This is a genomic window from Streptomyces xylophagus, from assembly GCF_000716435.1.
GTDB lineage: Bacteria > Actinomycetota > Actinomycetes > Streptomycetales > Streptomycetaceae > Streptomyces > Streptomyces xylophagus.
This window is the reverse complement of the sequence record NZ_JNWO01000009.1, coordinates 278,500-295,259: the sequence shown is the minus strand read 5'-3', so window position 1 is coordinate 295,259 and position 16,760 is coordinate 278,500. Positions and strand designations below refer to the sequence as shown.

Below are 16,760 nucleotides of genomic sequence, written 5' to 3'. Positions count from 1 at the left end.
AGACTTCCGAACTTCCGTCGGCCGTAAGGGCGCGGTGCTTTAACCGGTCGACAACGGTGCCGCCCTCCGGGATGCTCGGCGCGATGACAAACACCCTGAACCCCACCATCCGCACCCTCACCTTCGACTGCACCGGCGACCCCTACGAACTCGGCCTGTTCTGGAGCGAGTTGCTGGGTCGCCCGCTGGCCGACGACGACAAGCCCGGCGATCCGGAGGCGGTGATCGTCGACCCGGCCGGTGGCCCGACGCTGCTCTTCGTGCGCGTACCCGAGTCCAAGGCCGCGAAGAACCGCATCCACCTGGACCTCCAGCCCCAGGGCCGGACCCGTAGCCAGGAGGTCGAGCGGGCGCTGCGACTGGGCGCCACGAAAGTCGCCGACCACACCCGGCCGGACGGTGGCGGATGGTTCATCCTTGCCGATCCCGAGGGCAATGAATTCTGCGTGGAGCGCGGGGAGTTGGGCTGAGCCGCAGGGAATGGCGAAGGCCCGCGCCTGGGTGGGCGCGGGCCTTCGTCCCCTGGAACCGGACGTTCATGGGCTCGGGTCAATGGGCCGGTGAAAGTCCGTTCCTGAAGGGGGCGGCTGACTAAAGGGGTGTGTCAGGCCGCCGCCTCGGGGTCCTTGGAGAGACGGGGTGCCGGAACGGTGTCCGCCGTCTCGGGGTAGTGGCATGCGGTCAGGTGGCCGGGCTTGTTGCCCTCGACCTGCACCAGCGGCGGAGCCTCCGTCGCGCACTTCTCCGTCGCCTTCCAGCAGCGGGTGCGGAAGCGGCAGCCGGTGGGCGGGTTGATCGGCGACGGCACGTCACCGGCCAGCCGGATGCGCTCCCGGGCGGGCGTCTCGTCCACCGTGGCCTCGGGCACGGCGGACAACAGGGCCCGCGTATAGGGGTGGCGCGGGTTGCCGTACAGGTCGTCGCGGTCGGCGATCTCCACGATCTTGCCGAGGTACATTACCGCGACCCGCTGTGAGAAGTGCCGGACGATCGCCAGGTCGTGGGCGATGAACACGAACGCGATGCCGAGTTCCCGCTGGACCTTCTGGAGCAGGTTGACGACCTGGGCCTGGATCGAGACGTCCAGGGCGGAGACGGGCTCGTCCGCGACGATCAGCTTCGGTTCCAGGGCCAACGCGCGGGCGACACCGATGCGTTGGCGCTGGCCGCCGGAGAACTCGTGCGGGAAGCGGTTGTAGTGCTCGGGGTTGAGGCCGACGATCTCCAACAGCTCCCGGACGCGGGCCTCTCGGCCGCCGGCCGGGTTGATGTTGTTGATCTCCATGGGACCCGCCACGATCTTGCCGACCGTCTGGCGCGGGTTCAGCGAGGCGTACGGGTCCTGGAAGATCATCTGGATCTCGGACCGGATCGGCGCGAGCGCCTTGCGGTTGGCGTGGGTGATGTCCTGGCCGCTGTAGGTGATCTTGCCCGCGCTCGGCTCCAGCAGCCGGGTGATCAGGCGGCCCGTCGTCGACTTGCCGCAGCCCGACTCGCCGACCAGGCCCAGGCTCTCGCCCTCGCCGACCTGGAAGTCGAGGCCGTCGACCGCCTGCACGGCACCGACCGTACGCCGGATCGGGAAGCCGCCCTTGATCGGGAAGTGTTTGGTCAGCCCGCTGACGTCCAGGAGGGGAGTTGTGTCGCTCATGATGGGAAGTCCCGTTTCTAGTACGTCAGTTGTGCTGGGCTACGGCGGCGAGATCGGCGAAGAGTTCCTGGCGCTGCGCGGTGGTGAGGTGGCAGGCGGAGCCCCGGCCGTCGACCACCTCCAGCACGGGCGACTCGCTGGAGCACCGTCCGCCCGCGACCTTCTCGGCGAAGGCGCACCGCGGGTGGAAGCGGCAGCCGGACGGCGGGTTGAGCAGCGAGGGCGGCGAGCCCGGGATCGGCATCAGCGGCACGTCGACCGGTCCTTCGAGGCTCGGCATGGAGCTGAGCAGACCGAGCGTGTAGGGGTGCTGCGGGTCCGTCAGCACCTCCTTCTTGGTACCGCGCTCCACACACCGGCCGCCGTACATCACCAGGACGTCGTCCGCGATGTCGGCGATGACGCCGAGGTCGTGGGTGATGAAGACGATCGCGGTGCCGAACTCCTGCTGGAGGTCCTTCAGCAGGTCCATGATCTGGGCCTGGACCGTCACGTCGAGGGCCGTCGTCGGCTCGTCGGCGATCAGCAGCTCCGGGTCGCAGACCAGGGCCATGGCGATCATCGCGCGCTGGCGCATACCGCCCGAGAACAGGTGCGGGTAGTCGTCCACCCGGACCTCGGGCTGCGGGATCCCGACCCGCTTCAGCATCTCGATCGCGCGCTCGCGGGACTCCTTCTTGGAGGCACCGGTGTGCTTGCGGTACACCTCGCTGATCTGCTTGCCGACCGTGTGGTACGGCGACAGTGAGGCCAGCGCGTCCTGGAAGATCATGGACATCTTGTTGCCGCGCAGCTGCGCGAGCTCTCGCTCGGTGGCGGTGAGCAGCTCCTTGCCGTCGAGCAGGATCTCGCCGTCGATCGCCGTGCGGTCGCGGTCGTGGAGGCCCAGGATCGTCAGGTTGGTGACGGACTTGCCGGAGCCCGACTCACCGACGATGCCGAGGGTCTGGCCCTTGGCGAGGTCGAAGGAGAGTCCGTCGACGGCCTTGACGATGCCGTCCTCGGTGGAGAAGTGGACCTTGAGATCCCTGACGGAGAGGAAGGGCTGCTGATCGGTGCTCGTCACGGAGACGCTCCTGGGGGCGATGCGGGGGGTAGGGGGTACGGGCGGAGGGTCAGGCGAGCCGGATCCGCGGGTCGATGAAGGCGTAGGCGGCGTCGACGAAGATGTTGAAGAACACGATCGCGGCCGCGGACAGCACCGTGACGCCGAGCAGCATCGGCAGGTCGCTCTGGATGACCGAGATCACCGAGAGGCGGCCGATGCCCTGGAGGCTGAAGACCTGCTCGGTGATGATCGCGCCACCGATCAGCGTGCCCAGGTCGATGCCGAACACCGTGACGATCGGGCCCATCGCGCCGCGCCAGGCGAAGCGCAGGAACACGTTGGCACGGGAGAGGCCCTTGGCGCGGGCGGTGCGGACGTAGTCCTCGCTGAGCTGCTCGACCAGCTGGGAGCGGGCCATACGGGTGTAGTTGGCGGTGAAGATGATCGACAGCACGATCCACGGCAGCAGCAGGCCCGAGAACCACTGGACGGGGTTGTCGGTCAGCGGCGTGTACGAGGGCTGGTCGAGGATGCCCAGCTTGAAGGTCAGGAAGTACAGCGCGATGTAGCCGACGAAGTAGATCTGCAGCGAGGAGCCGAGCAGCGAGGCCGAGGTCGCGAACTTGTCCAGGAACTTGCCCTGCTTGAGCGCCGCGATCATGCCGGTGCCGACACCGAAGATCAGGAAGATGACGGCCGAGCCGAAGGCGAGCGAGAGGGTCAGCGGCAGCCGGTCCATGATCGTGCCGAAGACGGGCTCATTGTTGGCGAAGGAGTAGCCGAGGCACGGCGCGTTGCAGTGTCCGAAGCCGCTGTACTCACGCCCGACGAAGATGCCCTTGAGCCAGTACCAGTACTGGACCGGTATCGGATGGTCGATGCCCAGGTTGTGCCGGATCTGCGCCAGCGAGGCCGGCGTGCAGTTCTTGCCGCAGGACATCATGGCCGGGTCACGCGGGACGGCGTAGAAGAGCCAGAACGTGATGGCGCTGACGATCAGGAGGATGACCAGCGCGCCGATCGTACGGCGGACAAGGAAGCGGAACATGGGGTCAGGACTTTCCGGACGGGGCGCCGTTGCCGGGGCGTGAGGGGTGTGGAGCCGGTGGGGGGCGGCCCGGGGTGGGGGCCGCCCCCTGTGGTGGCGGTGGCGCCTACGCCTTGGCGTAGAGCCTGGTGAGCGCGATACCGGTGTTGCCCGCGTCGTAGACGAAGCCGCCGACCTTCGTACCGTGCATCCAGTTGCGGATGGCGTGGTAGTCCGGGACACAGGCCGCGAGTTCCATGACCTGCTTGTCGATCGCGCCCCAGGCCTTGTTGGCCGCGTCCGCGTCGGTGATCAGGGAGGCGGCCGCGATGGCCTTGTCGACGCTCGCGTTCTTCAGCTGGGCGTAGTTGCTGCGGCCGTCGCCGATGTTCTCGCCGTCCCAGCAGGGGTAGAAGACCGAGTAGCCGCCCGGCCAGTCCGGGCTCCAGCCGGCCGCGAACAGGTCGTACTGGTTGTCGATCTTGCCGATCTGGGTGTAGAAGGTCGACTTGTCGATCTGCTTGTTGACGACCGTGAAGCCGGCTGCCTCCAGCGCGTTCTTGATCGCCACGGCCTGCTTCACCGCGTTGTCCGACGTCTGGTAGGCGATGACCAGCTTCTGTCCGACCTTGCCGGCCTCCTTGAGGAGGGCCTTGGCCTTGACCGGGTCGCCGCCGGGCTTCGTGGTCTTGCCGTAGAGGTCGAACTCCGTGTAGCCGGGCGTCACCGGGGAGAAGATGGTCGTCGCTATCTCGCTGGTGGAGGCGCCGCCGCGGATGGTCTGCAACTGCTGGTTCGGCCAGGCGTAGTTGATGGCCTGGCGGACCCTGACGTCCGTGATCCGGGTGGTGTTGATCGGCCAGTAGTAGGTGACCGTGTCGACCGCGGTGAGCACCTGCTGCTTGAGCTTCGCGTTGGTGAGGACCGTGGCGATCCGCTCCGGGGCGACCTCGTTGAAGATCGACATCGTGTACTGGTCGTTGCCCTTGTCCGCGATGTAGCGGTCGGTCGAGGCCAGCAGTTCGAAGCCGAACTGGAACAGGTACTTGTCCGGGTAGGCGTTGCGGATCGGGTCCGTCGCCGCGTCCCAGTGCTCGTTGCGGGTGTACGTCATGGACTTGCCGACGTCACGGGCGGAGATCTTGTACGGGCCGCAGGAGAACGGCTGCTTGTCGTACTTCTCCTTGGTGTCCTTCGACTTCTTCACGAAGGAGTACGCCCGCTCGGCGAGCGTGAAGTTGAAGTCACCACGGGCCTCGTTGAGGCGGAAGGTGATGGTCTTGCCGTCGATCTCGATGGAGTCGAGGTTCTTGCCCTCGTAGGGACCGGTGTACTTGTCGCCGCCCACCAGGAACTGCTGGACGTAGCGCGGGCCCTCGGTGACGAAGGAGGCGAAGAGGCGCTCGAAGGTGTGCCGGACGTCGTCCATGGAGAGGTCGGAGCCGTCCTCCCACTTGATGCCGTCCTTGATGGTGAACGACCAGGTCTTGCCGCCGTCCTTGGCCGTGCCCGCGTCCGTGGCCGCGTCGCCGACCAGGGTGGCGCCGCCCTTGGAGTCGAGCTTGTAGCCGGTCAGGCCGCGCATGATCGGCGTGGTGATGAGGATCTCGGTGGAGACGTAGATCTGCGCCGGGTCCAGGTGGTCCATGTCGAACTGGTCGAGCCCGTAGATCGTCCCGCCCTTGACCGCGCCGGCGACCTCGGGGGCGGGGCCCGTCGAGTCGGCCTTCGTGCCGACCCCGATCTTGCTCTGCTTGGCCTTGCTGACCGAGGGGACCTTGGTGTTCGAGGTCGAGTTGCCGCCGCCACAGGCGGTCAGCACCGAGCTCGACGCGGCCACCACACCGGTGGCGATCATGAAGTTTCTACGGGAAAAAGACACAGTAACCCTGCCTTACGGGTGGGACGGACCAGCCGGACGACATTGACCGGGCCGGAGATGAGAGATGGGTCAGCGCTTGGACTTCGGGTCGAGCGCGTCGCGCGCCGAGTCGCCGAGCAGGTTGAACGCGAGGACGAAGATCACCATGGCCAGACCCGGGAAGAGCATGAAGGTGAAGTCCTGGGTGTAGAACTGGGCGCCCCGCTGGATCATGACGCCCCAGTCGGGAGTCGGGTCGATCATGCCGACACCGAGGAAGGCGAAGCCCGCCTCCGAGGTCACGAAGGCCGGGAGCAGCAGGGTGGACTGGATGAGGATCGGGGTCCACAGGTTCGGCAGGAGTTCCTTGAACACGATGCGCGCCGGTGACGCCCCGGTCACCTTGGCGGCCTCGACGAACTCCCGCTCGCGCAGGCCGAGTACCTGGCCGCGCAGCAGACGGGCGATCGACGCCCAGCCGAAGAGGGACATCATGAGGATGAGCGCGGTGGCCCGCAGCCAGGTCGGGATGTTGTCGTCGGCGGCGACGAAGAGCCCGAACACCACCGGCATGAAGGCGATGATGAACAGCGTCGAGGGGATCGACAGCACGATGTCGATGATCCGGCCGACGATGTAGTCCGTCTTGCCGCCCACGTAGCCCGCGGCCACGCCGACCACGACGCCGACGGCGGTGGTGATCAGGGTGGCGGCCAGGGCGATGCCCAGCGAGGTCCGGATGCCGTAGATCAGGAAGGTGAAGACGTCGCGGCCGAGCTGCGGTTCGATTCCGAACCAGAACTGCGAACTCATGCCGCCGTTCGCGCCCGCCGGGTACGAGAAGGCGTCGAGCAGGCTCGGGTCCTGGCTCGCGTATGTCGTGTACGGATCCTTCCCGTACAGCTTGGAGATCAGGGGAGCGGCCAGCGCGATCGCGAAGAAGAAGATCACGACGATCGCCGATATGACGCCCGTACGGTCCCGTTTGAAGCGGCGCCACGCGAGCTGTCCGGGAGACCTGCTCTCGCCGGCCTTCGAGTCGGGAGAAGTGATCGACTTCTCGGCGCTCTCGTCGGTCACCTCGAGCGGGGCCGCGGATGGAGTTGGGGGGGTCATGGTGCTCCTGGCCCAAGGGAGGGTCTGATGAGACTCCGCAGGGCACTCCCCTACGGGCTACGCCGGACTTTTTCAACGCAATTCATGCAAGGTCAATAAAATCTGGGTCGACTTGGGTTTCTCTTTACCTTCTTTGCTTCACTTTGACTGTTCCGTAGCTACGCGTGTAGCACCCCGTGATCGATCCGTGCTTTATGTCGGGCCAACTACGCGAAACGGGCAATGAGTTCGTTATGCGGACGCCCAAGTATCGGAATGCGTACATCGGGGCGTCACAATCCAACGGTTCCGCATCGCTTCGCGGTGATCCATTGTGCTCCCTGCCGAAGATCGACTGAACAGAGGTCGGAGGTCCCCCGAACGGGTGGGCCCGCAGGCGATGTGCTCCTTTTAAGCCGATATTGACCGGTAACGGATCAGCAGGGATCGGCTTTCCTGAGGAGGCACTCGATGCGTGGAGCCACGCACGCCAAATGGGCCGCTTGCGCGGCGGCGGTAGCCCTCGCGGCGACCGCCTGTGGGGGCGGCGGGAGCAGCGGCAGCGGCGGCGGCGGTGACGGCAGCGCGGTGCTCAGCGCCTCCTGGGGCGACCCGCAGAACCCGCTGGAGCCGGCCAACACCAACGAGGTGCAGGGCGGCAAGGTCCTCGACATGGTCTTCCGCGGTCTGAAGCGGTACGACCCGAAGACCGGCAAGGCCACGGACATGCTCGCCGACAAGATCGAGACCACGGATTCGCAGAACTTCACGGTCACGGTGAAGAGCGGCTGGAAGTTCAGCAACGGCGAGGCGGTGACCGCGAAGTCGTTCGTCGACGCGTGGAACTACGGCGCCAGCCTCAAGAACAACCAGAAGAACGCGTACTTCTTCGGGTACATCGAGGGCTACGACAAGACCCACCCCGACAGCGGGTCACAGAGCGCCGACACACTCACCGGGCTCAAGGTGACCGGCACGAACGCCTTCACCGTCAAGCTCACCCAGAAGTTCTCGACCTTCCCGGACACCCTCGGCTACGCGGCCTACTCCCCGCTGCCGTCGACGTTCTTCTCCGACCACGCCGGCTGGCTGAAGAAGCCGGTCGGCAACGGCCCGTACACGATCTCCTCGTACACCAAGGGCTCGCAGATGCAGCTCAAGAAGTGGGACGGCTACACCGGTGCGGACAAGGCCCAGAACGGTGGCGTGACCCTCAAGGTCTACACCGACAACAACACCGCCTACACCGACCTGATGGCCGGCAACCTCGACCTCGTCGACGACATCCCGGCCTCGCAGCTCAAGAACGTCAAGAGCGACCTCGGCGGCCGGTACATCAACACGCCCGCCGGGATCATCCAGACCCTCGCGTTCCCGTACTACGACAAGAACTGGAACAAGAGCGGCTCGGACAAGGTCCGCCAGGGGCTGTCGATGGCCATCAACCGGGACCAGATCACCACCACGATCTTCCAGAAGACCCGCACCCCGGCCACCGACTGGACCTCCCCGGTGCTCGGCACCGCGGGCGGCTTCCAGGACGGGCTGTGCGGGGACTCCTGCAAGTACAACCCCACCGAGGCGAAGAAGCTGGTCCAGGAGGGCGGCGGCATTCCCGGCGGGCAGGTCAAGATCACGTACAACGCGGACACGGGCTCGCACAAGGAGTGGGTGGACGCCGTGTGCAACTCCATCAACAACGCGCTCGGCAACGACAAGGCGTGCGTCGGCAACCCGGTCGGTACCTTCGCCGACTTCCGCAACCAGATCGGCCAGCACAAGATGACCGGGCCGTTCCGGGCCGGCTGGCAGATGGACTACCCGCTCATCCAGAACTTCCTCCAGCCGCTCTACTACACCAACGCCTCCTCCAACGACGGCCTGTGGTCCAACAAGGACTTCGACAAGCTCGTGGACCAGGCCAACGCGGAGACGGACACGAGCAAGGCGATCAAGCTCTTCCAGCAGGCCGAGGGTGTCGTCCGCGACAACATGGCCGCCATCCCGCTCTGGTACCAGAACGGCAGCGCGGGCTACTCCGACCGGCTCTCCAACGTGGCGCTCAACCCGTTCAGCGTCCCTGTGTACAACGAGATCAAGGTCGGCTGAGCCCGCATGGGACGGTACGTCGCCCGGCGTCTGCTGCAGATGATCCCGGTCTTCATCGGCGCCACACTGTTGATCTTCCTGATGGTGAACGTGATGGGCGACCCCATCGCGGGCCTGTGCGGCGACCGGCAGTGCGACCCGGCGACGGCCGCCCAGCTGAAGCGGGAGTTCGGGCTCGACAAGCCCGTGTGGCAGCAATACCTGACCTACATGGGGAACGTCTTCACCGGTGACTTCGGTACGGCGTTCAACGGGCAGAAGGTCACCGAGCTGATGTCGACGGCGTTCCCGGTCACCATCCGGCTGACCGTGGTGGCGATCGTCATCGAGGTCGTCGTCGGCATCGCGCTGGGTGTGGTCACCGGCCTCCGGCGCGGACGCCCGATCGACACCACGGTCCTCCTGCTCACCCTCGTCGTGATCTCCATCCCGACCTTCGTCACCGGTCTGCTTCTGCAACTGCTGCTCGGCGTCGAGTGGGGCTGGATCAAACCGTCCGTCTCCACGGACGCGACGTTCAGCGAACTGATCGTCCCCGGGCTGGTGTTGGCCTCGGTCTCGCTCGCGTACGTGACCCGGCTGACCCGCACGTCCATCGCGGAGAACCGGCGCTCCGACTACGTCCGCACGGCCGTGGCGAAGGGCCTGCCGAGACGCCGGGTGATCATCCGCCACCTCCTGCGCAACTCACTCATCCCCGTGGTCACCTTCATCGGCACCGACATCGGCGCCCTGATGGGCGGCGCGATCGTCACCGAGCGGATCTTCAACATCCACGGCGTCGGCTTCCAGCTCTACCAGGGGATCGTGCGCCAGAACACGCAGACCGTGGTCGGTTTCGTGACCGTCCTCGTCCTCGTCTTCCTGGTCGCCAACCTGCTCGTCGACCTCCTGTACGCCGTACTCGACCCGAGGATCCGCTATGCCTGAGCAGCCGTTCGAGCCGGATCGCGCCATCGCCGGGACCGGCATGGGCGGTGCGATGGACCTCGCGACGAGCGAGGCGGAGACCCTCGAGAAGACACCCGGCGGCCCGGAAGGCACGGGCCCCCAGGAGAAGCCCCGCTCCCTCTGGTCCGACGCCTGGCGAGACCTGCGCCGCAACCCGGTCTTCATCATCTCCGCGCTCGTCATCCTCTTCCTGATCGTCATCTCCCTCTGGCCCTCGCTGATCGCCTCGGGCAACCCCCTCAAGTGCGACCTCGCAAAGGCCCAGGAGGGCTCCCAGCCGGGCCATCCCTTCGGCTACGACGGCCAGGGCTGCGACGTCTACACGCGCACGGTCTACGGCACCCGTACGTCGGTGACGGTCGGCGTGCTGGCCACGCTGGGAGTCGCGCTCTTCGGCTCGGTGCTGGGCGGACTCGCCGGCTTCTTCGGCGGGATCTGGGACTCGATCCTCTCCCGCCTCACCGACATCTTCTTCGCGATCCCGGTGGTCCTGGGCGGTCTGGTCCTCCTGTCCGTGGTGACCAGCAACACGGTCTGGCCGGTCATCGGCTTCATGGTGCTGCTGGGCTGGCCGCAGATCTCCCGCATCGCCCGCGGCTCGGTCATCACCGCCAAACAGAACGACTACGTCCAGGCCGCGAGGGCCCTCGGCGCCTCCAACTCCCGCCTCCTGCTACGGCACATCACCCCGAACGCGGTCGCACCGGTGATCGTCGTCGCCACGATCGCCCTCGGCACGTACATCTCGCTGGAGGCGACCCTGTCCTACCTCGGCGTGGGCCTCAAGCCGCCCACGGTCAGCTGGGGCATCGACATCTCCTCGGCGTCCCAGTACATCCGCAACGCCCCCCACATGCTCCTCTGGCCGGCCGGAGCCCTGGCGATCACCGTCCTCGCGTTCATCATGCTCGGCGACGCGGTGCGCGACGCCCTCGATCCGAAGTTGAGGTGAGGCGGCGTCATGCTGCTCGAAGTGCGGGATCTGCATGTGGAGTTCAGGACCAGGGACGGGGTCGCCAAGGCCGTCAACGGGGTCAACTACAGCGTGGACGAGGGGGAGACCCTCGCCGTGCTGGGGGAGTCGGGGTCCGGGAAGTCCGTGACCGCGCAGGCCGTGATGGGGATTCTCGATGTGCCGCCGGGGAAGATCACCGGCGGCGAGATCCTGTTCCGGGGCAAGGACCTCCTCAAGTTCAAGGAAGAGGAACGGCGCAAGGTCCGCGGTGCCGAGATGGCGATGATCTTCCAGGACGCGCTGTCCTCGCTCAATCCCGTGCTCTCCGTGGGCGACCAACTCGGCGAGATGTTCATCGTGCACCGGGGGATGTCCCGCAAGGACGCCCGCGCCAAGGCGATCGAGCTGATGGAGCGGGTCCGGATTCCGGGCGCGGCCCAGCGCGTCCGTGACTACCCGCACCAGTTCTCCGGCGGTATGCGCCAGCGCATCATGATCGCCATGGCGCTCGCCCTCGAACCGGCGCTGATCATCGCCGACGAGCCGACCACCGCCCTCGACGTCACCGTCCAGGCACAGGTCATGGACCTGCTCGCCGAGTTGCAGCGCGAGCTGCACATGGGGCTCATCCTCATCACCCACGACCTCGGAGTCGTCGCCGACGTCGCCGACAAGATCGCCGTGATGTACGCCGGCCGGATCGTCGAGTCGGCCCCCGTCCACGACATCTACAAGTCCCCGGCCCACCCGTACACGCGCGGCCTGCTGGACTCCATCCCGCGCCTGGACCAGAAGGGCCAGGAGCTGTACGCCATCAAGGGCCTGCCGCCGAACCTCATGCACATCCCGCCCGGCTGCGCCTTCAACCCCCGCTGTCCGATGGCCCAGGACGTGTGCCGGACCGATGAACCCGAGCTGTACGAGGTCGATCAACACCGGGGCAGCGCCTGCCACTTCTGGAGGGAGTGCCTCAATGGTTGAGTCAACAGTTGAGCCGATCCTCGAAGTGAGTGGACTGGTCAAGCACTACCCGTTGACCCAGGGCATCCTCTTCAAGAAACAGGTCGGTGCCGTCAAGGCCGTCGACGGTGTGGACTTCACGCTCAACAGGGGAGAGACCCTCGGCATCGTCGGGGAGTCAGGCTGCGGCAAGTCGACAGTGGCCAAGATGCTGGTCAACCTTGAGCGGCCGACGGAAGGCTCGATCAAGTTCAAGGGCGAGGACATCAGCAAGATGTCGGGCCGCGCCCTGAAGGCCGCCCGACGCAACATCCAGATGGTGTTCCAGGACCCGTACACCTCCCTCAACCCCCGTATGACGGTGGGCGACATCATCGGGGAGCCGTACGAGATCCACCCCGAGGTGGCGCCGAAGGGCGACCGGCGCAAGCGGGTTCAGGATCTGCTGGACGTCGTCGGGCTCAACCCCGAGTACATCAACCGGTATCCGCACCAGTTCTCCGGCGGCCAGCGCCAACGCATCGGCATCGCACGGGGGTTGGCGCTGCGCCCGGAGGTGATCGTCGCCGACGAACCGGTCTCCGCGCTCGACGTCTCCGTGCAGGCGCAGGTCATCAACCTCCTCGACCGACTCCAGGACGAGTTCGACCTCTCCTACGTCTTCATCGCGCACGACCTGTCGATCGTCCGGCACATCTCGGACCGGGTCGGGGTCATGTACCTGGGCCGGATCGTGGAGATCGGCAAGGACGCCGAGATCTACGACCACCCGACGCACCCGTACACCCAGGCGCTGCTGTCCGCCGTGCCCGTGCCCGACCCGGACGCGCGGGAGCACCGGGAGCGGATCATCCTGTCGGGGGACGTGCCGTCGCCGACGGACATCCCGTCCGGATGCCGCTTCCGCACCCGCTGCTGGAAGGCACAGGAACGCTGCGCGCTGGAGGTCCCGCTGCTCGCGGTGCCGGCCGAGTTCCGGCTCGTGACGGGGCCCGCGGCGCACGACTCGGCCTGTCACTTCGCGGAGGAGAAGACGGTCGTACCCCAGGAGGAAACCCCCGAAGCGACCCCGGACGATCTTGCGGATGGGACGGAATAACCCCACAAACAGGTATCAACTGCGTTAACACGCAGGCAACTCCGCCGACCCGGTCTCGATATACGGACGCGTCAATCTGAACAACGTACGGCCGTGCGGGTGCCGTAAACGGACCGGGGCGCGCCATGTCGCCCCGGTCCGTTGCCGTACCTAGACCATCGCCAACGCTCGCTTCAGGAAGTCCACTTGAAGCAACAGCAGATTCTCCGCGACCTGTTCCTGCGGGGTCATGTGCGTCACCCCGGACAGCGGCAGCACCTCGTGCGGGCGGCCGGCGGACAGTAGTGCGGAGGACAGTCGCAGGGAGTGCGCGACCACCACGTTGTCGTCGGCGAGGCCGTGCGCGATCATCAGCGGGCGGTGCGGGTCGGCGGGTGAGGAGAGCCCCTCGTCCGTCACCAGGCTGCTCTTCGCGTACGCCTCCGGGTCCGCGGCCGGGTCGCCCAGGTACCGCTCCGTGTAGTGGGTGTCGTAGAGCCGCCAGTCGGTGACCGGGGCGCCCGCGATGCCCGCGTGGAAGACGTCCGGGCGGCGCAGCACGGCGAGGCCCGCGAGCCAACCGCCGTACGACCAGCCGCGGATGGCCACCCGGGAGAGGTCGAGGGGGTGGGACTTCGCGAGGTCCTGGAGCGCGTCGATCTGGTCGTCGAGGGAGAGTGCGAAGTCGCGGTGGATCGCCTTCTCCCAGGCCGGTGAGCGGCCTGGGGTGCCGCGGCCGTCGGCGACGAGCACCGCGAAACCCTGGTCGGCGAACCACTGCGAGGTGAGGTGCGCGTTGTGCGCGGCGACCACGCGCGGGCCGTGCGGACCGCCGTAAGGGTCCAGCAGAACCGGAAGCGGGCCGCTGCCGTCGTAGTCCCGTGGCATAAGCAGGGCGCACGGGACGCGCCGTGCGCCCCCCTCGGTGAACGTGATGCGCGGGGACATACCGGGATCTTCGGCGTACGACGTGATCGTCACCGTCTTCCTGCCCTCGCGCAGCACCTGTACCTGGGTGCCCGGCCGGTCCGGCACCGCCGACACCAGTACGGTCACGCCCCCGGCGCGCACCGCCGAGTGCACGCCGGGCTGCTGCGAGAGACGCTCCAGGCCGAGCTCGTTGACGCGATAGACGTGCACCTCGCCGGTCTCCGGGGCCGGCGCGGCCTCACCGGCCGAGGCCGAGACGAGCACGCTGTCGTCCGAGACGTCCAGCACCGCGCGGATGTGCAACTGCGGTCCTGTGAGCAGGCGTTCACCGACCGCGAGCACCCGGGCGCCGCCCTCGTCGGCGATCCGCACGAGCTGCCCGGAGGGGCTCCAGCAGGGCACGCCAGGGAAAAGATCAAGCCAAATTGGATCTTCGTCGGCATGCACCATCCGGGTCGCCCCTGAGTCCGGCTCCACGGCGAGGAACAGCTGGCTGCGCTGGTCCCGGGCCTGCACCAGCAGCAGCGGCGCACCCGCCGCTGACCAGTGCACTCGCGCCAGATACGGGTACCGCGCCCGGTCCCAGACGACCTCCGTGCGCACCCCGTCGAGACCGATCACGTACAGCCGTACGTCCGCGTTGGCCGTGCCCGCCGCCGGATACGCGACCCGCTGCGGTTCGCGCTCGGGGTGGGCCGGGTCGGCGATCCACCAGCGCTGGACGGGCGTGTCGTCCGCGCGGGCGACCAGCAGCCGGTCCGAGTCCGGCGACCACCAGAAGCCGCGCGTACGGCTCATCTCCTCGGCCGCGATGAACTCGGCCAGCCCGTAGGTGACTTGGTCCGACTCCGGCTCGGCGAGCGCCCGGTCGCCGTCGCCCTCGGCACCCACGACGCGCAGGGCGCCGCCGGTGACGTAGGCGATGTGCCGTCCGTCGGGGGCGGGGCGCGGGTCGATCACCGGTCCGGGGACCGGGAGTTCGCGTGCGGTGCCGGCCCGCAGCTCGGCCGTGAAAAGCCGCCCTGACAAGGCGAAAGACGCCAACTCGGCCTCGCTGTCGGTGGCGTAGCCGACGATCCCCGCACCGCCCTCGCGGCTGCGTTCGCGGCGCGCCCGCTCCTCGGGGGAGAGGTGTTCCGAGGCGCCGCCGAGGAGGGTGCGCGGGTCCGCTGCCGGCCGCTCCTTGCCGTCCGCCGGATCGAGGACCCACAGCGCGTTCGCCCGGTCCGTGCCGGAGGAGGAGCGCAGGAACACGACCCGGGAACCGTCGGGCGACACGGTGAACGCGCGCGGCGCGCCGAGCGTGAACCGCTGGGTACGGGCGTGCCGTCGGGGGAAGGAGTCAGCCTCGGTCGTCATGCCCCGACCATATTGGCCATGCGCCCCCTTGTGCGGCCGTGCGCCGAGCGATGCGCGAGCGCGGATAGTTATGATCACTAGCGCTTGGTGGGTATGAACCTGCTGGCCGCTGTATGGATTTGCTCTACGGATCCACGCCATGGATCCACTGCCCCCATAGTCCGACCCCCCTAGTCCCTGGGATCATTGGAGGTGAGCCGCCGTGGCACTCTCGATTTCGGCGGTGGTGCTGCTGGCGATCGTCGTCTTCCTTCTGGTCAGGAAATCAGGGCTGAAGGGCGGGCATGCGGTCGTCTGCATCCTCCTGGGGTTCTATCTGGCCTCCTCGACGATCGCGCCCACGATCAGCGATCTCACGACGAACATCGCCAGCATGATCGGCAGCATCAAGTTCTGACGGGTCCCCTTTAGGGTGGGCCCATGACGGAACTGCCCGGCCGTCGTCTGCTGCTGGTGCACGCGCACCCGGACGACGAGTCGATCAACAACGGCGCGACCATGGCCAAGTACGCGGCCGAGGGTGCCCACGTGACCTTGGTGACGTGCACCCTTGGCGAGCACGGCGAGGTCATCCCGCCGGAATTGCGGCATCTGTCGGGTTCCGTGCTGGCCGAGGAGCGGGAGCGCGAGCTCAGCGCCGCCATGAAGGCGCTCGGGGTCGCCCACCACGGCCTCCTGGGGGGCCGCGGCCGCTACGAGGACTCCGGGATGATGGGCACCCCGGACAACGACGACCCCGCCTGCTTCTGGCAGGCCGACGTCGACGAGGCCGCCGGACACCTCGTCGAGGTGATCCGCGAGGTACGCCCCCAGGTCCTGGTCACCTACGACCCCGACGGCGGCTACGGCCACCCCGATCACATCCAGGCCCACCGCGTCGCCATGCGCGCCGCCGAACTCGCCGCCGACGCCGGGCATCCGATCGCCAAGGTCTACTGGAACCGCGTGCCCCGGACCGTCGTCGAGGAGGGCTTCGCGCGGCTGCGTGACGCGCTGCCGGAGCTGCCCTTCGCCGCGCCGGCCGCCGTGGACGACGTACCGGGTGTCGTGGACGACGGGCGGATCACCGCCGTGATCGACGGCACCGCTTACGCCGCCGCCAAGACCGCGGCGCTGCGTGCGCACGCCACCCAGATCGAAGTGGCCCCGGATCAGCCGTACTTCGTGTTGTCGAACGAGCTCGCGCAGCCCGTATTCACCACCGAGTACTACGAGTTGGTCCACGGGGTACCCGGTGGGGCGCCCGAGACCGACCTCTTCGAAGGGCTGGGTTTGTGATGAGCGCCAACCAGGGCGGCGGAAGCCTGCTCGCCCAGCCGCTGCAACGGCCGTCCGGGCTACGGGTGTTGGCCTACTTCGGGCTCTTCGTGCTCGGGGCGGTCGTCGGGGCGGCGGGGGCGCTGGTGCAGGCCGCGTGGTTCCCGGGCGGGCTGCTGCTCGCGCTGGCCGGAGCGGGCGGACTGTTCCTCGGCGGAGCGAGAGCCTCCGACGGCCGGGGCGGGGCCGTGGCACCCGCGGCCGGCTGGATGGTCGCCGTCATCCTGCTCACCGCCAGCCGACCGGAAGGCGACTTCCTCTTCGGCGCGGGAGTCGGTTCCTATCTCTTCCTGCTCGGCGGGATGGCCGTAGCTGTGATGTGTGCCACGTTGGGTTTGGGGCGGCAACCAAGCAGCCCTGAGGTCCGACTTGGCAAGTGACGTACCACTTCGCGGTGACGCACCCGTGCGAGTCCGGTG

15 protein-coding genes are annotated in these 16,760 nt (G+C 67.6%); 9 read left to right on the top strand and 6 right to left on the bottom strand.

Annotated elements, in window-relative coordinates; genetic code table 11:
• The first annotated feature begins 83 nt into the window (after nt 1-83).
• Entirely contained in the window at nt 84-470 is a 387-nt protein-coding gene (locus tag OO70_RS23390) for a VOC family protein (protein ID WP_043674940.1), read from the top strand.
• A 134-nt stretch (nt 471-604) separates the two neighbouring features.
• On the opposite strand, the gene OO70_RS23385 is transcribed toward OO70_RS23390, so the two are convergent.
• From OO70_RS23385 to OO70_RS23365, 5 genes are all read right to left on the bottom strand, one after another.
• Nucleotides 605-1,651, bottom strand: a complete 1,047-nt coding sequence (locus OO70_RS23385; protein WP_043674782.1) for an ABC transporter ATP-binding protein — start codon at nt 1,649-1,651, stop codon at nt 605-607.
• A gap of 25 nt (nt 1,652-1,676) precedes the next feature.
• Nucleotides 1,677-2,717, bottom strand: coding sequence for an ABC transporter ATP-binding protein (locus OO70_RS23380; RefSeq protein ID WP_043674780.1), 1,041 nt, complete (start codon nt 2,715-2,717; stop codon nt 1,677-1,679).
• Nucleotides 2,718-2,766: 49 nt separating this feature from the next.
• On the bottom strand, nt 2,767-3,747 hold the full coding sequence (locus OO70_RS23375; protein ID WP_043674779.1) for an ABC transporter permease: 981 nt from the start codon (nt 3,745-3,747) through the stop codon (nt 2,767-2,769).
• A gap of 106 nt (nt 3,748-3,853) precedes the next feature.
• A complete protein-coding gene (locus OO70_RS23370; protein WP_234336910.1) occupies nt 3,854-5,584 on the bottom strand; it encodes an ABC transporter substrate-binding protein in 1,731 nt (576 codons plus the stop codon).
• Nucleotides 5,585-5,677: 93 nt separating this feature from the next.
• Nucleotides 5,678-6,703 carry an ABC transporter permease gene (locus OO70_RS23365; RefSeq protein WP_199827383.1) on the bottom strand — a complete coding sequence of 342 codons (1,026 nt, stop codon included), beginning with the start codon at nt 6,701-6,703 and terminating at the stop codon, nt 5,678-5,680.
• Nucleotides 6,704-7,153: 450 nt separating this feature from the next.
• On the opposite strand from OO70_RS23365, the gene OO70_RS23360 reads away from it, so the two are divergent.
• The 5 genes from OO70_RS23360 to OO70_RS23340 are packed head-to-tail and all read left to right on the top strand — an operon-like array spanning nt 7,154 to nt 12,756.
• Nucleotides 7,154-8,791, top strand: a complete 1,638-nt coding sequence (locus OO70_RS23360) for a peptide ABC transporter substrate-binding protein (protein ID WP_043674770.1) — start codon at nt 7,154-7,156, stop codon at nt 8,789-8,791.
• 6 nt (nt 8,792-8,797) lie between these two features.
• Nucleotides 8,798-9,721, top strand: a complete 924-nt coding sequence (locus OO70_RS23355) for an ABC transporter permease (protein WP_043674767.1) — start codon at nt 8,798-8,800, stop codon at nt 9,719-9,721.
• Nucleotides 9,714-10,694, top strand: a complete 981-nt coding sequence (locus OO70_RS23350; RefSeq protein ID WP_043674764.1) for an ABC transporter permease — start codon at nt 9,714-9,716, stop codon at nt 10,692-10,694. Before OO70_RS23355 ends, OO70_RS23350 begins: the two co-directional genes overlap by 8 nt.
• Nucleotides 10,695-10,703: 9 nt before the next feature.
• Nucleotides 10,704-11,678 (top strand): ABC transporter ATP-binding protein, encoded by a 975-nt coding sequence (locus tag OO70_RS23345; protein ID WP_043674761.1) that lies wholly within the window; start codon nt 10,704-10,706, stop codon nt 11,676-11,678.
• Nucleotides 11,671-12,756 carry an ABC transporter ATP-binding protein gene (locus tag OO70_RS23340; RefSeq protein WP_043674758.1) on the top strand — a complete coding sequence of 362 codons (1,086 nt, stop codon included), beginning with the start codon at nt 11,671-11,673 and terminating at the stop codon, nt 12,754-12,756. The genes OO70_RS23345 and OO70_RS23340 overlap by 8 nt, the downstream gene beginning before the upstream one ends.
• 150 nt (nt 12,757-12,906) lie before the next feature.
• Here OO70_RS23340 and OO70_RS23335 read toward each other — a convergent pair whose 3' ends face one another.
• Nucleotides 12,907-15,024 (bottom strand): prolyl oligopeptidase family serine peptidase, encoded by a 2,118-nt coding sequence (locus OO70_RS23335; RefSeq protein WP_043674756.1) that lies wholly within the window; start codon nt 15,022-15,024, stop codon nt 12,907-12,909.
• 202 nt (nt 15,025-15,226) lie between these two features.
• Here OO70_RS23335 and OO70_RS23330 point away from each other — a divergent pair, with 202 nt between their 5' ends.
• The 3 genes from OO70_RS23330 to OO70_RS23320 are packed head-to-tail and all read left to right on the top strand — an operon-like array spanning nt 15,227 to nt 16,721.
• Nucleotides 15,227-15,421, top strand: coding sequence for a hypothetical protein (locus OO70_RS23330; RefSeq protein WP_043674753.1), 195 nt, complete (start codon nt 15,227-15,229; stop codon nt 15,419-15,421).
• Between the two features lie 23 nt (nt 15,422-15,444).
• Nucleotides 15,445-16,302 carry an N-acetyl-1-D-myo-inositol-2-amino-2-deoxy-alpha-D-glucopyranoside deacetylase gene (mshB, locus tag OO70_RS23325; protein WP_043674750.1) on the top strand — a complete coding sequence of 286 codons (858 nt, stop codon included), beginning with the start codon at nt 15,445-15,447 and terminating at the stop codon, nt 16,300-16,302.
• Nucleotides 16,302-16,721, top strand: a complete 420-nt coding sequence (locus tag OO70_RS23320; RefSeq protein WP_043674747.1) for a DUF6113 family protein — start codon at nt 16,302-16,304, stop codon at nt 16,719-16,721. Before mshB ends, OO70_RS23320 begins: the two co-directional genes overlap by 1 nt.
• The last annotated feature ends 39 nt before the right edge of the window (nt 16,722-16,760 follow it).